This is a genomic window from Enterobacter sp. P82 (assembly GCF_037053385.1).
Taxonomy (GTDB): domain Bacteria; phylum Pseudomonadota; class Gammaproteobacteria; order Enterobacterales; family Enterobacteriaceae; genus Enterobacter.
On sequence record NZ_JBALHX010000002.1, the window covers coordinates 349,517 to 366,375 of the forward strand.

Annotated in this window: 15 protein-coding genes and 1 other annotated feature; of the genes, 11 read left to right on the forward strand and 4 right to left on the reverse strand. The window is 53.6% G+C overall.

The features are described from left to right. Positions 1-19: 19 nt before the first annotated feature. A complete protein-coding gene (gene arcA, locus WB237_RS14520; RefSeq protein WP_003856501.1) occupies positions 20-736 on the reverse strand; it encodes a two-component system response regulator ArcA in 717 nt (238 codons plus the stop codon). 95 nt (positions 737-831) lie between these two features. Between arcA and yjjY the strand changes: the two genes are divergently transcribed. From yjjY to thrC, 6 genes are all read left to right on the forward strand, one after another. Continuing rightward, positions 832-972: a protein YjjY gene (gene yjjY, locus WB237_RS14525; protein ID WP_085928893.1), complete on the forward strand. Its 141-nt coding sequence runs from the start codon at positions 832-834 to the stop codon at positions 970-972. A 399-nt stretch (positions 973-1,371) separates the two neighbouring features. Then, complete coding sequence (locus WB237_RS14530; protein ID WP_336214103.1) at positions 1,372-2,058, forward strand: tRNA/rRNA methyltransferase; 687 nt, start codon at positions 1,372-1,374, stop codon at positions 2,056-2,058. Positions 2,059-2,269: 211 nt separating this feature from the next. Then, the gene (gene thrL, locus WB237_RS14535; protein ID WP_015572623.1) at positions 2,270-2,338 is read left to right on the forward strand and encodes a thr operon leader peptide; all 69 of its coding nucleotides are present in this window, start codon (positions 2,270-2,272) and stop codon (positions 2,336-2,338) included. Then, positions 2,277-2,394: a sequence feature (Thr leader region), on the forward strand. (Overlaps the previous gene by 62 nt.) Before the next feature lie 24 nt (positions 2,395-2,418). Further along, on the forward strand, positions 2,419-4,881 hold the full coding sequence (thrA, locus tag WB237_RS14540; protein WP_114979263.1) for a bifunctional aspartate kinase/homoserine dehydrogenase I: 2,463 nt from the start codon (positions 2,419-2,421) through the stop codon (positions 4,879-4,881). A 1-nt stretch (position 4,882) separates the two neighbouring features. After that, positions 4,883-5,812 carry a homoserine kinase gene (gene thrB / locus WB237_RS14545; protein WP_028016618.1) on the forward strand — a complete coding sequence of 310 codons (930 nt, stop codon included), beginning with the start codon at positions 4,883-4,885 and terminating at the stop codon, positions 5,810-5,812. Positions 5,813-5,815: 3 nt separating this feature from the next. Continuing rightward, on the forward strand, positions 5,816-7,102 hold the full coding sequence (gene thrC / locus WB237_RS14550; RefSeq protein WP_336214108.1) for a threonine synthase: 1,287 nt from the start codon (positions 5,816-5,818) through the stop codon (positions 7,100-7,102). Between the two features lie 92 nt (positions 7,103-7,194). Here thrC and yaaA read toward each other — a convergent pair whose 3' ends face one another. Together yaaA and WB237_RS14560 are read right to left on the reverse strand one after the other, a co-directional pair. Continuing rightward, a complete protein-coding gene (gene yaaA, locus WB237_RS14555; protein ID WP_336214110.1) occupies positions 7,195-7,968 on the reverse strand; it encodes a peroxide stress protein YaaA in 774 nt (257 codons plus the stop codon). A 66-nt stretch (positions 7,969-8,034) separates the two neighbouring features. Further along, positions 8,035-9,465, reverse strand: a complete 1,431-nt coding sequence (locus WB237_RS14560; protein WP_336214112.1) for an alanine/glycine:cation symporter family protein — start codon at positions 9,463-9,465, stop codon at positions 8,035-8,037. Positions 9,466-9,727: 262 nt separating this feature from the next. On the opposite strand from WB237_RS14560, the gene tal reads away from it, so the two are divergent. From tal to WB237_RS14575, 3 genes are all read left to right on the forward strand, one after another. Continuing rightward, positions 9,728-10,681 (forward strand): transaldolase, encoded by a 954-nt coding sequence (gene tal / locus WB237_RS14565; RefSeq protein WP_028016623.1) that lies wholly within the window; start codon positions 9,728-9,730, stop codon positions 10,679-10,681. A gap of 111 nt (positions 10,682-10,792) precedes the next feature. Continuing rightward, on the forward strand, positions 10,793-11,380 hold the full coding sequence (gene mog, locus WB237_RS14570) for a molybdopterin adenylyltransferase (protein WP_049005231.1): 588 nt from the start codon (positions 10,793-10,795) through the stop codon (positions 11,378-11,380). Between the two features lie 122 nt (positions 11,381-11,502). Next, positions 11,503-12,825, forward strand: a complete 1,323-nt coding sequence (locus WB237_RS14575; protein ID WP_336214115.1) for an MFS transporter — start codon at positions 11,503-11,505, stop codon at positions 12,823-12,825. Here the strand turns inward: WB237_RS14575 and satP are convergent. Then, positions 12,802-13,368 carry an acetate uptake transporter gene (gene satP, locus WB237_RS14580; RefSeq protein ID WP_336214117.1) on the reverse strand — a complete coding sequence of 189 codons (567 nt, stop codon included), beginning with the start codon at positions 13,366-13,368 and terminating at the stop codon, positions 12,802-12,804. The two genes, WB237_RS14575 and satP, sit on opposite strands and share 24 nt — an antisense overlap. A gap of 296 nt (positions 13,369-13,664) precedes the next feature. Here satP and dnaK point away from each other — a divergent pair, with 296 nt between their 5' ends. Continuing rightward, positions 13,665-15,578 carry a molecular chaperone DnaK gene (gene dnaK / locus WB237_RS14585; protein ID WP_108089544.1) on the forward strand — a complete coding sequence of 638 codons (1,914 nt, stop codon included), beginning with the start codon at positions 13,665-13,667 and terminating at the stop codon, positions 15,576-15,578. Between the two features lie 87 nt (positions 15,579-15,665). Beyond that, positions 15,666-16,811 (forward strand): molecular chaperone DnaJ, encoded by a 1,146-nt coding sequence (gene dnaJ, locus WB237_RS14590; RefSeq protein ID WP_336214120.1) that lies wholly within the window; start codon positions 15,666-15,668, stop codon positions 16,809-16,811. Positions 16,812-16,859: the final 48 nt, after the last annotated feature.

Here is a 16,859-nt window from a genome sequence, read left to right on the forward strand (position 1 = left end):
TTATGTGTTGCGTGCGGGATTACTCCTGCAGATCGCCGCAGAAACGGTACCCTTCGCCGTGGATCGTGGCGATGATTTCCGGGGTATCCGGCGTAGATTCGAAATGTTTACGAATACGACGGATCGTTACGTCTACGGTACGGTCGTGCGGTTTCAGCTCACGGCCGGTCATTTTCTTCAGCAATTCTGCACGGGACTGAATTTTGCCCGGGTTTTCGCAGAAGTGCAGCATGGCGCGGAATTCACTGCGCGGCAGTTTATACTGCTCACCGTTCGGGCTAATCAGTGAACGGCTATTGATATCAAGTTCCCAGCCGTTGAATTTGTAGCTATCGACGCTACGACGCTCTTCGCTGACCGTACCCAGGTTCATGGTTCGGGAAAGCAGGTTGCGTGCACGAATGGTTAACTCGCGAGGGTTGAACGGCTTGGTGATGTAGTCATCCGCACCGATTTCCAGGCCAAGAATTTTATCAACTTCGTTGTCACGGCCTGTCAGGAACATCAACGCGACGTTCGCCTGTTCACGCAGTTCGCGCGCCAGAAGAAGACCGTTTTTGCCCGGAAGGTTAATATCCATGATCACCAGGTTGATATCATTTTCAGAAAGGATCTGATGCATCTCTGCGCCATCGGTCGCTTCAAAGACATCGTAGCCTTCTGCTTCGAAAATGCTCTTTAACGTGTTGCGTGTTACCAACTCGTCTTCAACGATAAGAATGTGCGGGGTCTGCATGTTTGCTACCTAAATTGCCAACTAAATCGAAACAGGAAGTACAAAAGTCCCTGACCTGCCTGATACATGTCGCAAATTAACATGACCGGCCTAACGTGACTAAAGTACGTAATTGCGTTCTTGATGCACTTTCCATCAACGTCAACAACATCATTAGCTTGGTCTTGGGTACTTTCCCTTTGGACCCGACAGTGTCAAAAACGGCTGTCATCCTAACCATTTTAACAGCAACATAACAGGCTAAGTGACACCAGACACCCAATAAAACTACGCTTCGTTGACATATATCAAGTTCAATTGTAGCACGTTAACAGTTTGATGAAATCATCGTAGCTGAATGCTAGCCTTTATCACAATTTTTCAATAAACCAACTAGTTGCGGACCTTGATTTATAAACGAAGTGAATCCAATCAGAATAGGGTATTCATGTCGCCATTATCATTATAAAACATAAGGATAATAGTCTTCTGTTAACATTCTAACTGATTGTTCAGACACAAAATAGTTTAGCGTTTTTAATTTGTTATGAAACGCTATTTCGGTGATTTGTGTTGCAATTTTGTAAATTCGCGCTGCGTAATATGTTGATGTGCATCACATTTTTACCCGCTAACTGATTAAAAAGAGAGCATAAATGCATCTGTCGATTGTACTGGTTGCCCCAGCCAGAGCCGAAAATATAGGCGCAGCGGCGCGTGCCATGAAGACCATGGGTTTTACCGATTTGCGTATCGTGGACAGTACGGCACACCTGGAGCCTGCTGCTCGTTGGGTGGCGCATGGTTCAGGCGATATTCTCGATAATATAACCACTTACGACACGCTCTCCGCCGCGTTGCACGACATCTCCTTTACCGTTGCCACCACGGCGCGCAGCAGGGCGAAGTTCCACTACTACGCCACCCCTGCTGAACTGGTGCCCATGCTGAAAGAGAAAAGCCAGTGGCTGGAGAAAGCCGCGCTGGTGTTTGGTCGTGAAGATTCCGGGTTAACAAACGAAGAGCTGGAACTCGCCGACGTGCTGACGGGGGCACCTATGGTGGCTGATTACCCGTCCCTGAATTTAGGCCAGGCGGTCATGGTCTACTGCTATCAATTAGCTTCACTAATGCAAATTCCTCAGCCTCAGTCTGAAGGGGCAAATGAAAACCAGCTGGCCGCACTGCGTGTTCGCGTTGAGCAATTGTTATCTCAACTGGGAGTTGCTGACGATCAAAAAATGGCTGACTGGCTGCAGCAGCGTTTGGGTCGTCTTGAACAACGGGACACCGCAATGTTGCATCGTTTGCTGCACGATATTGAAAAAAAATTGGCCGAGTAAAATACCGCCATAAGTTTTTACTATGGCGAATAAGTCTGTCTGGATGGGTTGCACTTGGGGGAATCGGATGAAAATAAATCTGCACGCAGCGGGACGTGAGAGTCTCCCGAAATGTGATCAAATTAAAAATCCATTGACTTAAGGTGCCCGATCCTTTAACCCTAAAAGAATACAGCACAGACAGATAATAATGACAGAGTACACAACATCCATGAAACGCATCAGCATCACCACCATTACCACAACCATCATCATTACCACAGGTAACGATGCGGGCTGACGCGTACAGGAAAAACAAAAAAAAGCCCGCACCTGAACAGTGCGGGCTTTTTTTTCGGCTAAAGGAAACGAGGTAGAACCATGCGAGTGTTGAAGTTCGGCGGTACATCAGTGGCAAATGCAGAACGTTTTCTGCGCGTTGCCGATATCCTGGAAAGCAACGCCAGGCAGGGGCAGGTTGCGACCGTGCTCTCTGCCCCGGCAAAAATCACGAACCATCTGGTGGCAATGATTGAAAAAACCATCGGTGGTCAGGATGCACTCCCGAACATCAGCGACGCCGAGCGTATCTTCGCTGACTTACTACAGGGGCTGGCAGAGGCACAGCCAGGCTTTCCGCACGCTCAACTGAAGTCCTTCGTTGAGCAGGAATTCGCGCAAATTAAACATGTTCTGCACGGCATCAGTCTTCTCGGCCAGTGCCCGGACAGCATCAACGCGGCGCTGATCTGCCGCGGCGAAAAACTCTCTATCGCCATCATGGCGGGCGTGCTGGAAGCGCGTGGTCATCACGTGACTGTGATCGATCCGGTTGAAAAACTGCTGGCGGTGGGCCACTACCTCGAATCCACTGTTGATATTGCCGAATCAACCCGCCGCATCGCCGCAAGCAAAATTCCGTCTGACCACATGATCCTGATGGCAGGCTTCACCGCCGGTAACGAGAAGGGTGAGCTGGTGGTGCTGGGCCGTAACGGCTCCGACTACTCCGCCGCCGTGCTGGCCGCCTGTTTACGCGCAGACTGCTGTGAGATCTGGACTGACGTCGACGGTGTTTATACCTGCGACCCGCGCCAGGTACCGGACGCCAGGCTGTTGAAGTCGATGTCGTATCAGGAAGCGATGGAGCTTTCCTACTTCGGCGCTAAAGTCCTTCACCCGCGTACCATCTCTCCGATTGCCCAGTTCCAGATCCCTTGCCTGATTAAAAACACCGGTAACCCGCAGGCACCCGGTACGTTGATTGGTGCGAGTACCGATGAAGACGGCCTGCCTGTGAAAGGCATCTCCAACCTGAACAACATGGCGATGTTCAGCGTCTCTGGTCCGGGAATGAAAGGGATGGTCGGTATGGCGGCGCGCGTGTTTGCAGCCATGTCCCGCAACGGCATCTCCGTGGTGTTGATCACCCAGTCTTCTTCGGAATACAGCATCAGCTTCTGCGTGCCACAGGCCGACTGCCTGCGCGCCCGCCGCGCGCTGGAGGAAGAGTTCTATCTTGAGTTGAAAGAAGAACTGCTGGAGCCGCTGTACATTCAGGAGCGTCTGGCGATCATCTCGGTGGTGGGCGATGGCATGCGCACGCTACGCGGTATCTCCGCCAAGTTCTTCGCTGCGCTGGCACGCGCCAATATCAATATCGTGGCGATTGCCCAGGGCTCGTCAGAGCGTTCAATCTCTGTTGTTGTGGACAACGATGACGCCACCACCGGCGTTCGCGTGGTTCACCAGATGCTGTTCAACACCGATCAGGTCATCGAACTGTTCCTGATTGGCGTGGGCGGCGTTGGCGGCGCGCTGCTGGAGCAGGTGAAGCGCCAGCAGGCGTGGCTGAAGAAGAAACATATTGATCTGCGCGTCTGCGGGATAGCCAACTCAAAAGCGTTGTTGACCAACGTGCATGGCCTGAATTTGGAAAACTGGCAGGCGGAAATGAACGAGGCGAAAGAGCCGTTTAATCTGGGCCGCCTGATCCGTCTGGTAAAAGAGTATCACCTGCTCAACCCAGTGATTGTCGACTGTACGTCGAACCAGGCGGTTGCCGATCAGTACGCTGACTTCCTGCGTGAAGGCTTCCACGTGGTGACGCCGAACAAAAAGGCCAACACCTCGTCGATGAACTACTATCACCAGTTGCGCCTGGCGGCGAGTAAATCGCGTCGCAAATTCCTGTATGACACCAACGTGGGTGCTGGTCTGCCGGTTATCGAGAACCTGCAAAACCTGCTGAATGCGGGTGATGAACTGCAGCGTTTCTCCGGTATCCTCTCCGGATCGCTGTCGTTTATTTTCGGCAAACTGGATGAAGGCATGAGCCTTTCAGAAGCGACCCGCGCTGCGCGTGAACTGGGTTATACCGAGCCGGATCCGCGTGACGATCTCTCCGGGATGGATGTGGCGCGTAAGCTGCTGATCCTGGCGCGTGAAACAGGTCGTGAGCTGGAGCTGTCCGATATTGTGATTGAACCGGTCCTGCCCGCAGAGTTTGATAGCACCGGTGATGTCGCTGCCTTTATGGCTAATTTGCCGCAGCTTGACGATGCGTTTGCCGCACGCGTTGCGAAAGCCCGTGATGAAGGTAAGGTATTGCGCTATGTTGGCAATATTGAAGAAGATGGTGTGTGCCGGGTGAAGATTGCCGAAGTGGATGGCAACGATCCGCTGTACAAAGTCAAAAACGGCGAAAACGCCCTTGCGTTTTACAGCCACTATTATCAGCCATTGCCGCTGGTGCTTCGCGGTTATGGCGCAGGGAACGATGTTACAGCGGCGGGTGTGTTTGCCGATCTGCTGCGTACCCTGTCATGGAAGTTAGGAGTTTAACATGGTCAAAGTTTATGCCCCGGCTTCCAGCGCCAATATGAGCGTCGGATTTGATGTGCTGGGTGCGGCGGTAACGCCGGTTGATGGTTCTCTACTGGGTGATACGGTCACGGTTGAAGCGGCAAATAGCTTCAGCCTGAATAACGTGGGCCGCTTTGCCAGCAAACTGCCGTCCGACCCGCGCGAGAATATCGTATATCAGTGCTGGGAGCGCTTCTGTCAGGAGATTGGCAAAAATGTGCCGGTCACCATGACGCTGGAAAAAAGTATGCCGATTGGCTCAGGGCTGGGCTCCAGCGCCTGCTCGGTGGTCGCTGCGCTGGTGGCCATGAATGAACACTGCGGCAAACCGCTGAACAATAACCGCCTGCTGGGGTTAATGGGCGAGCTGGAAGGGCGGATCTCTGGCAGCATTCACTATGACAACGTCGCGCCGTGCTTCCTTGGCGGCATGCAGCTGATGATCGAAGAAAATGGCATCATCAGCCAGCAGGTGCCAGGGTTTGATGAGTGGTTGTGGGTGCTGGCCTATCCGGGCATTAAGGTGTCCACCGCTGAAGCGCGTGCGATCCTGCCTGCGCAGTATCGTCGCCAGGACTGTATCGCGCACGGACGTCATCTGGCAGGCTTTATTCATGCCTGCTACACCCGTCAGCCGCAGCTGGCGGCGAAATTGATGAAAGATGTCATTGCCGAGCCATACCGCACAAAACTGCTGCCTGGTTTTAACGAGGCACGACAGGCATCTTTGGATATTGGCGCGCAGGCATGCGGCATCTCCGGCTCCGGCCCGACGCTGTTCGCCTTATGCGATAAACCAGACACTGCGCAACGCGTGGCGGACTGGCTCTCTAAACACTACCTGCAAAATCAGGAAGGCTTTGTTCATATTTGCCGTCTGGACACGGCAGGCGCACGAGTACTGGGATAACGAATGAAACTCTACAATCTTAAAGATCATAACGAGCAGGTCAGCTTCGCGCAGGCGGTGACTCAGGGACTGGGCAAAAATCAGGGGTTATTCTTCCCGCATGACCTGCCGGAATTTCAGCTGACCGAGATTGATGAACTGCTGAAGCTGGATTTTGTCACCCGCAGTGCCAAAATTCTGTCTGCGTTTATCGGCGACGAAATCCCGCAGGAACTGCTGGAAGAGCGCGTGCGGTCGGCGTTCGCTTTCCCGGCTCCGGTTCAGCAGGTGGAGCCTGACGTTGGCTGTCTGGAACTGTTCCACGGCCCGACTCTGGCGTTCAAAGATTTCGGTGGCCGCTTTATGGCTCAGATGCTGACCCACATCAGCGGCGACAAACCGGTAACCATCCTGACGGCTACCTCCGGTGATACCGGTGCGGCGGTTGCACATGCGTTCTACGGCCTGAAAAACGTTCGTGTGGTGATCCTCTACCCGAAAGGCAAAATCAGCCCGCTGCAGGAAAAACTGTTCTGTACCCTCGGCGGCAATATTGAAACCGTGGCGATCGACGGTGATTTCGACGCCTGCCAGGCACTGGTCAAACAGGCCTTTGATGATGAAGAACTGAAAGTGGCGCTGGGTCTGAACTCGGCGAACTCCATCAACATCAGCCGTCTGCTGGCACAGATTTGCTACTACTTCGAAGCGGTTGCACAGCTCCCGCAGGAAGCGCGTAATCAGCTTGTTGTCTCTGTCCCAAGCGGTAACTTTGGTGACCTGACGGCTGGCCTGCTGGCAAAATCCCTGGGTCTGCCGGTGAAACGCTTTATCGCTGCTACCAACGCTAACGACACCGTGCCGCGTTTCCTGAAAGATGGCAAATGGGCACCGAACGCGACGCAGGCAACGCTCTCCAATGCGATGGATGTGTCGCAGCCGAATAACTGGCCGCGAGTGGAAGAACTGTTCCGCCGCAAAATCTGGCGTCTGGGCGATCTGGGTTACGCAGCGGTGACGGATGAAACCACCAAAGAGACCATGCGTGAGCTGAAAGCGGTGGGGTACACCTCCGAACCGCACGCCGCAATTGCTTACCGTGCTTTGCGCGATCAGCTTAATCCAGGTGAATATGGCCTGTTCCTGGGGACGGCGCATCCGGCAAAATTCAAAGAGAGCGTGGAAGATATTCTGGGTGAAACGCTGCCGCTGCCGAAAGAGCTGGCCGAACGTGCCGACCTGCCGCTGCTGTCTCATGAACTACCTGCAGATTTTGCCGCGCTGCGTAAGTTGATGATGAGCCGCGCGTGATTTTGTTGCCCGGTGGCGGTTACGCCTTACCGGGCCTACAACAGCGCTGAGCGAAGGCCGGGTAAGGCAAAGCCACCACCCGGCTTTCTGTTTTACTGCTCGTGGCGCTTAAACACCAGTTCACCTTTCCCTGACGACGCTTCGTCAAAGAAATACCCTTCGCTGTTAAATCCGGTCAACTGCTCCGGCTTCGTCAGTCGGTTCTGAATGATGTAGCGGCTCATCAGACCACGCGCTTTTTTGGCGTAGAAACTGATCACTTTGAACTTACCGTTTTTCTCATCAAGGAAGACTGGCTTGATGATTTCCGCATCCAGTTTCTTCGGCTTCACGGACTTGTAGTATTCGTCAGAGGCCAGATTAATCACCACGTTATCGCCCTGCGCATGTAGCGCTGTGTTTAGCTTGTCGGTGATGATGTCACCCCAGAAATGGTACAGATCTTTGCCTTTTGCATTCTCTAAACGGATACCCATCTCCAGGCGATACGGCTGCATCAAATCCAGCGGACGCAATACGCCGTACAGGCCTGAGAGCATGCGCAGGTGCTTCTGGGCAAAATCGAAATCGGCTTCGCTGAACTCTTCCGCCTGCAGGCCAGTATACACATCACCTTTAAACGCCAGCAGCGCCTGGCGAGCGTTGGCTGGCGTGAAATCCGGGTGCCACTCGTGGAAGCGGGTGGCGTTAAGATCTGCGAGCTTATCGCTGATGCTCATCAGCGAGGCGATTTGTGGTGCAGAGAGTTTACGCGCTTCGCGGATCAGCTGTTGCGAATAGTCCAGCAGTTCAGGTTGCGTATAGCGCTCGGTGGCGAGTGGGCTCTGATAGTCGAGCGTTTTTGCAGGTGAAATAAGAATCAGCATATCCAGTCCTTGCAGGAAATTTAGAGCGACTTTAGCAAAAAATCGCCCTGAATTGATCGATAGCTGTTATCGCCGGGGCAAATCATCCCAGGTGCCGGGAGCCAGTTGCGCTTCAACTTCGGGATAGCGTGTGGGATCAAATACCGGTGGAATCCCCAGCTTACGCTGACGAAGATAGTCCCGGGCAATAAGACTCACAATAGGCGAGAGCAGCAGGATCGCCGTGAGGTTGGTGATGGCCATCAGCGCCATGATGACGTCAGCCAGTTGCCAGACCAGCGGCATGCTGAGCAGGGAGCCTGCTATGATCATCAGGATCACTCCCAGACGCAACGCACTGATTGCGGCGCGGGAGTCGAGCTTCAGGAAGATAAGGTTATTTTCAGCGTAGAGGTAATTCACCACAATCGAGCTGAAGGCGAACAATATCAGTATGAGCGCGACATATCCGGCCCCCCAACTGCCAGTAAGGTTCACCAGAGCCTGCTGAAGAAGCTGTATCCCGGCGGTTCCCGACGAATGCGGTACGGGGCCTGCCAGCAGTAAGATCATAGCGCTGGCAGAACAGATAATAATGGTATCGGTAAAGACGCCAATCATTTGCACAATGCCTTGTGCGGCAGGGTGTGGCGGCCAGGAAGAGGCGGCTGCCGCCGCGTTGGGGGTTGACCCCATACCGGCTTCATTGGAAAACATTCCTCGCTGAAAGCCTGCCATCAGCGCCTGGCTGAAGGTGTACCCCAACGCGCCAGATGCCATCTCACGCCAGCCAAAGGCGCTTTTGAAGATGGTGGCAATGATTCCCGGAACCTGGTCGATATGCCGTGCGGCGACAAACAGGCTCGCGCCAACCCAGAGCAGCGCCATCATGGGAACCATCCACTGCATCAGGCGGGCGATACCTTTGAGACCAGCAGAAATGGTGAACAGAATGAAGAGGGATAAAACGATGCCTGTGATCCATTCCGGACAAGCGAAGGCATAGCGCAGGGCATTGGCGACCGAATTAGCCTGAACCGTATTAAAAATAAGACCATAAGCGAGCAGTAAAAAAAGCGAGAACAGAACGCCCATCCAGCGCATCCCTAAGCCACGCGCCATATACCAGGCCGGACCGCCGCGAAACTGACCGTGTTTGTCCTTCTCTTTGTACAGCTGTGCGAGAGAGCATTCGGCAAAGGAGGTGGCCATGCCAATGATCGCGGTGACCCACATCCAGAAGACGGCGCCAGAGCCACCGGCGCTGATGGCCAGCGCCACCCCCGCCAGGTTACCGCTACCGACACGTGCGGCGAGACTGGTACAAAGCGCCTGAAACGAGGTGAGTCCGCCTGGCTGCGGCGTAATGCTGTTTTTCAGACTTCTGCCAAACTTGCGTATATACCTAAACTGGATAAAACCACTGCGCAGTGTGAACCATATACCTGCTCCTAATAGCAGATATATCATTATCGAACCCCAGAGGATTTCGTTGATAAAGAAAAGGAAATCAGGCATTAACGTCCCTCTTGTTGATGCCAATATGAATATGTAAGCGCTACCACTGATTGAGCATGCTGTTACTTAGCAGCCTGTTAATATTCTGAGTTTATCATACTCTGTCTAAGCGCACTGTCTGCGGTTGCGCTACCTCTCACTCGTGTTATCATCTGGGCAGACCGGTTACATCCCCCTAACAAGTAAACCTGTCATTTTTCCGCTGCAGGCATGCTGTCGGTAGCGTGAATTATCCAGGGCACGTTAAAAGAGAAACACTATCATGACGGATAAATTGACCTCCCTTCGTCAGTTCACCACTGTCGTAGCTGACACCGGAGATATCGCGGCAATGAAGTTGTACCAGCCGCAGGATGCCACAACTAACCCTTCTCTGATCCTGAACGCTGCACAGATCCCTGAGTATCGCAAACTGATTGACGACGCTGTGACCTGGGCGAAAGCGCAGAGCAATGACCGCGCGCAGCAAATTGTTGATGCCACTGACAAACTGGCAGTGAACATCGGTCTGGAAATCCTGAAACTGGTTCCTGGCCGTATCTCTACCGAAGTGGATGCACGCCTCTCCTACGACACCGAAGCGTCAATCGCCAAAGCAAAACGTCTGATCAAAATGTACAACGATGCGGGTATCAGCAACGACCGTATTCTGATCAAACTGGCCTCTACCTGGCAGGGCATTCGCGCGGCTGAGCAGCTGGAAAAAGACGGTATCAACTGTAACCTGACTCTGCTGTTCTCCTTCGCGCAGGCACGTGCTTGTGCTGAAGCCGGTGTATACCTGATTTCTCCGTTCGTAGGCCGTATTCTGGACTGGTACAAAGCCAACACCGATAAGAAAGAGTACGCACCAGCTGAAGATCCAGGCGTGGTTTCCGTTACTGAAATCTACGAATACTACAAACAGCACGGCTATGAGACTGTTGTTATGGGCGCAAGCTTCCGTAACGTTGGTGAAATCATCGAGCTGGCTGGCTGTGACCGCCTGACCATCGCCCCTGCACTGCTGAAAGAGCTGGCAGAAAGCGAAGGCGCGATTGAGCGTAAACTGTCTTACACCGGTGAAGTGAAAGCGCGTCCAGAACGCATCACTGAATCCGAGTTCCTGTGGCAGCACAACCAGGATCCAATGGCAGTAGACAAACTGGCGGACGGTATCCGTAAGTTTGCTGTTGACCAGGGTAAACTGGAAAAAATGATCGGCGACCTGCTGTAATCATTTCTGCGTGACCGGGTTCCCGGTCACGCGACTTCTTTCGTACCCTGTCTGAATTTCCTCTCTGCGTGTATCATTCCCTTTAATCAGTATTTTTTAAATGGAATGGCTATGAATACCTTACGCATCGGCTTAGTGTCGATTTCTGACCGCGCCTCCAGCGGTGTTTACCAGGATAAAGGCATCCCGGCTCTGGAAGAGTGGCTGGGCAGCGCGCTGACTACCCCTTTTGAAATCCAGACCCGCTTGATCCCTGACGAACAGCCGATCATTGAGCAGACGTTGTGCGAGCTGGTGGATGAGATGAGCTGTCATCTGGTGTTGACCACGGGCGGAACCGGTCCTGCACGTCGCGATGTCACGCCAGATGCGACGCTGGCAGTCGCCGACCGTGAAATGCCGGGTTTCGGTGAGCAAATGCGTCAGATCAGCCTACACTTTGTTCCAACCGCCATCCTCTCTCGCCAGGTGGGTGTGATCCGCAAACAGGCGTTGATCCTGAATCTGCCGGGCCAACCGAAATCGATCAAAGAGACGCTGGAAGGGCTTAAAGCCGACGATGGCAGCGTAATTGTGCACGGGATCTTCGCAAGTGTACCGTATTGTATACAGCTGCTGGACGGTCCGTATGTGGAAACTGATGAGAAAGTCGTAGCAGCTTTTCGCCCTAAAAGTGCACGCCGCGAGACAATATCCTGAAAATAATGATTATGTGACATTAGCTGAAGCAGCGATGGCGTGCTAAAGGTTTTACGGTATAGTAATTTTTTCTTTACGATTGCTGTAAAAATAAATCCACAATACACGCATAATGGTTCGCTATGTCTCATAACACCCGACCTCTGAATCGACAGGACTACAAAACACTCACGCTCGCTGCTCTGGGTGGCGCGCTGGAGTTCTACGACTTCATCATTTTCGTTTTCTTTGCCGCCGTCGTGGGGGAGCTTTTCTTCCCGGCGGATATCCCGGAATGGTTGCGGCAGGTACAAACCTTCGGCATTTTTGCCGCCGGGTATCTGGCTCGTCCGTTGGGTGGCATTGTTATGGCGCACTTTGGCGATCTGGTCGGGCGTAAGAAGATGTTTACCCTCAGTATTTTGCTGATGGCTGTGCCGACGCTGGCGATTGGTTTGCTGCCAACCTATGCCTCGATGGGCCTTGTTGCCCCGCTATTGCTGTTGCTGATGCGCGTTCTTCAGGGGGCCGCGATTGGCGGTGAAGTGCCTGGCGCGTGGGTGTTTGTCGCGGAGCATGTTCCGGTGCGCCGCATTGGTATCGCCTGTGGAACCTTAACGGCGGGCCTGACCATCGGCATCCTGTTGGGCTCGGTCGTTGCAACTCTCGTGAATACCCATATGACGCAACAGGCCGTGCACGACTGGGGCTGGCGTCTTCCGTTCCTGCTGGGCGGGGCCTTTGGTCTGGTGGCGATGTACCTGCGCCGCTGGTTGCAGGAGACGCCGATCTTCCTTGAGATGCAGCAGCGTAAGGCACTGGCGCAGGAGTTACCGGTGAAAGCGGTGGTGGTCCGTCACAGAAGTGCGGTGGTGGTGTCGATGCTGCTGACCTGGCTGCTGTCAGCGGGTATTGTCGTCGTGATCCTGATGTCGCCGGTCTGGCTGCAAAAACAGTACGGTTTCGCCCCAGCGGTCACCCTGCAGGCAAACAGTATTGCGACCATTATGCTCTGTTTTGGTTGTCTGGCGGCTGGCCTTGCTGTTGACCGTTTTGGCGCGAGCCGGACCTTTATCGTCGGCAGTCTGCTGCTGGCTGCATCAAGCTGGGCGTTCTACCATCTGGCGGGTAGCCACCCGGAGCAACTGTTCCTGCTGTACGGGGTAGTCGGGCTGTGCGTCGGTGTTGTGGGGGCGGTGCCGTATGTGATGGTGCGTGCGTTCCCGCCAGAGGTTCGTTTCACCGGTATCTCTTTCTCTTACAACGTGTCGTATGCCATTTTTGGTGGTCTGACACCGATTGCCGTCACCATGTTGATGGGGATATCGCCGATGGCTCCAGCCTGGTACGTTCTCGCGCTCTCGCTGATGGGCCTGGTGTTAGGGTGCTGGCTTCGCAAAGGGTGGGAATGTCGTGCCCGCGAGGCAGGCACGACAGAGGGATCAGTGTTTTTCACCAATCGGTAGAATGGTGCGGTCAAACTGCTCGTTCAGCACTTCGCCCATTGCCAGGTAGATTGCGCTCGCGCCACATACCAGGCCAATCCAGCCGGCAACGTGAACGATGCCTTCGTTATCCACCAGGTGACCGATCGCCAGCAGAGCGAACAGTACGGTCAGGCTCAGGAAGACGAACTGCAGTGCGCGGTTACCTTTCAGGGTGCAGAAGAACATGAACAGGGTGAAGATGCCCCACAGACCCAGGTAAACGCCCAGGAAGTGGGCGTTTGCCGCGTCTGCCAGACCCATTTTAGGCATCAGCAGAATGGCAACCAGGGTCAGCCAGAAAGAGCCGTAAGAGGTGAAGGCGGTTAAGCCGAAGGTATTACCTTTCTTATATTCCAGCAGGCCCGCGAAAATTTGCGCGATGCCGCCGTAAAAAATGCCCATCGCCAGGATGATGCCATCCATCGGGAACATCCCGATATTGTGCAGGTTCAGCAGAATAGTGGTCATGCCAAAACCCATCAGGCCCAGCGGAGCCGGATTAGCCAACTTAGTGTTGCCCATAAGTCCTCAAAAAAATCATCATTAATATGGTGAAATGGTGAATCCCGCGTCAATACTCCCTGACGGGGCGCGGCATCATAATGGGCGCAATCGATGGCGTCTATGATCTCATCAGGGTGAAATTAAAATTTTTTTTATCCTTCCCCCTTGATGGATGCTGTGGCGACCCCATCTTGTAGTCAACCGCAGTGTGTGGACCTGAAAAAAATCAAATCTGGGCAGTTGAAAAAGCACGTTCTGCCCTTATTACAGGTACACAACCACATGTTGACTGAATTTTTAGTGGAGACGTTTAGATGGGTAAAATTATTGGTATCGACCTGGGTACTACCAACTCTTGTGTAGCGATTATGGATGGCACTACTGCACGTGTGCTGGAGAACGCCGAGGGCGATCGCACCACGCCTTCTATCATTGCTTATACCCAGGATGGTGAAACTCTGGTTGGTCAGCCGGCTAAACGTCAGGCAGTGACAAACCCGCAAAACACCCTGTTTGCGATTAAACGCCTGATTGGCCGCCGCTTCCAGGACGAAGAAGTTCAGCGTGACGTTTCTATCATGCCTTACAAAATCATCGCGGCAGATAACGGCGATGCATGGCTTGATGTGAAAGGCACCAAAACTGCACCACCGCAGATCTCTGCTGAAGTGCTGAAAAAAATGAAGAAAACCGCGGAAGATTACCTGGGTGAGCCGGTAACTGAAGCTGTTATCACCGTTCCTGCATACTTCAACGATGCTCAGCGTCAGGCAACCAAAGATGCTGGCCGTATCGCAGGTCTGGAAGTAAAACGTATCATCAACGAACCAACCGCGGCTGCACTGGCTTACGGTCTGGATAAAGAAGTTGGCAACCGTACTATCGCGGTTTACGACCTGGGTGGTGGTACCTTCGATATCTCTATTATCGAAATCGACGAAGTAGACGGCGAAAAAACCTTCGAAGTTCTGGCAACCAACGGTGATACCCACCTGGGTGGTGAAGACTTCGATACCCGTCTGATCAACTACCTCGTTGACGAGTTCAAGAAAGATCAGGGCATTGACCTGCGTAACGACCCGCTGGCCATGCAGCGCCTGAAAGAAGCCGCTGAGAAAGCGAAGATTGAACTGTCTTCCGCTCAGCAGACCGACGTGAACCTGCCGTACATCACTGCAGACGCGACCGGTCCTAAACACATGAACATCAAAGTGACCCGTGCGAAACTGGAAAGCCTGGTAGAAGACCTGGTGAACCGTTCCATCGAGCCACTGAAAGTTGCTCTGCAGGACGCTGGCCTGTCCGTATCTGACATCCAGGACGTTATCCTGGTGGGTGGTCAGACGCGTATGCCAATGGTTCAGAAGAAAGTGGCTGAGTTCTTTGGTAAAGAGCCACGTAAAGACGTGAACCCGGACGAAGCTGTTGCTATCGGTGCAGCGGTTCAGGGCGGTGTACTGACTGGTGAAGTGAAAGACGTACTGCTGCTGGACGTTACCCCGCTGTCTCTGGGTATCGAAACCATGGGCGGTGTGATGACTGCACTCATCAACAAAAACACCACTATCCCAACGAAACACAGCCAGGTGTTCTCTACCGCTGAAGACAACCAGTCTGCGGTAACCATCCATGTGATTCAGGGTGAGCGTAAACGTGCGGCAGATAACAAGTCTCTGGGTCAGTTCAACCTGGACGGTATCAACCCGGCACCACGCGGCATGCCGCAGATCGAAGTCACCTTCGATATTGATGCTGACGGTATCCTGCACGTTTCTGCGAAAGACAAAAACAGCGGTAAAGAGCAGAAGATCACCATCAAGGCATCTTCTGGCCTGAACGAAGCTGAAATCGAGAAAATGGTTCGTGATGCAGAAGCTAACGCTGAGTCCGACCGTAAGTTCGAAGAGCTGGTTCAGACCCGTAACCAGGGTGACCATCTGCTGCACAGCACCCGTAAGCAGGTTGAAGAAGCAGGCGATAAACTGCCAGCGGAAGACAAAACTGCTATCGAAGCTGCACTGAGTGCGCTGGAAACTTCACTGAAAGGTGAAGATAAAGCGGACATCGAAGCGAAGATGCAGGAACTGGCACAGGCTTCCCAGAAGCTGATGGAAATCGCTCAGCAGCAGCATGCTCAACAGCAGGCAGGCGCTGACGCTTCCCAGAACAACGCGAAAGACGACGATGTTGTTGACGCTGAGTTCGAAGAAGTTAAAGACAAAAAATAATCGCCCTGATGCAGGGTAATTAATCGGCACGGGCGTAGGAGAACTCTCCACGCCCGTGCTCGCATGTTAAGGGGCTTAAAAAAACCAATGGCAAAGCAAGACTATTACGAGATTTTAGGCGTTCCGAAAACTGCGGAAGAGCGTGAAATCAAAAAGGCGTATAAGCGCCTGGCCATGAAATTCCACCCGGACCGTAACCAGGGTGACAAAGAGGCTGAAGCCAAATTTAAAGAGATCAAAGAAGCCTACGAAGTCCTGACCGATGCACAAAAACGTGCAGCCTATGACCAGTATGGTCACGCAGCCTTTGAACAGGGCGGCATGGGCGGCGGTGGATTCGGTGGCGGCGGCTTTGGCGGCGGTGCTGACTTCAGCGATATCTTTGGTGATGTATTCGGCGATATCTTCGGCGGTGGCCGTGGTCGTCAGCGCGCAACGCGCGGCGCGGACCTGCGCTACAACATGGAACTGACGCTGGAAGAGGCTGTTCGCGGTGTCACCAAAGAGATCCGTATTCCGACGCTGGAAGAGTGTGACGTTTGCCACGGCAGCGGCGCGAAAGCGGGAACCCAGCCGCAGACCTGCCCAACCTGTCACGGTTCAGGCCAGGTACAGATGCGTCAGGGCTTCTTCGCGGTACAGCAGGCCTGTCCTCACTGTCACGGTCGCGGTACGCTGATTAAAGATCCGTGCACCAAATGCCACGGCCACGGTCGCGTCGAGAAAACCAAGACCCTGTCCGTTAAAATTCCGGCTGGCGTCGATACGGGCGACCGCATCCGTCTGGCGGGTGAAGGTGAAGCTGGGGAACACGGCGCACCGGCAGGCGATCTGTACGTTCAGGTGCAGGTTAAACAGCACACCATTTTCGAGCGTGAAGGTAACAACCTGTATTGCGAAGTGCCGATCAACTTCGCGATGGCGGCACTCGGTGGTGAAATCGAAGTCCCGACGCTGGATGGTCGCGTTAATCTGAAGATCCCAGGTGAAACCCAGACCGGTAAGCTGTTCCGCATGCGCGGGAAAGGCGTTAAATCCGTGCGTGGTGGTGCTCAGGGCGACCTGCTGTGCCGTGTCGTCGTGGAAACGCCGGTTGGCCTGAACGACAAGCAGAAACAACTGCTGAAAGAGCTTCAGGAGAGCTTTGGCGGCCCGACGGGTGAGAAGAACAGCCCGCGTTCCAAAAGCTTCTTCGATGGCGTCAAAAAATTCTTCGATGATTTGACCCGCTAATTCGTTAGCTGGCCTTCATCTGCAAAAGCCTGGAAGCAATTCCGGGCT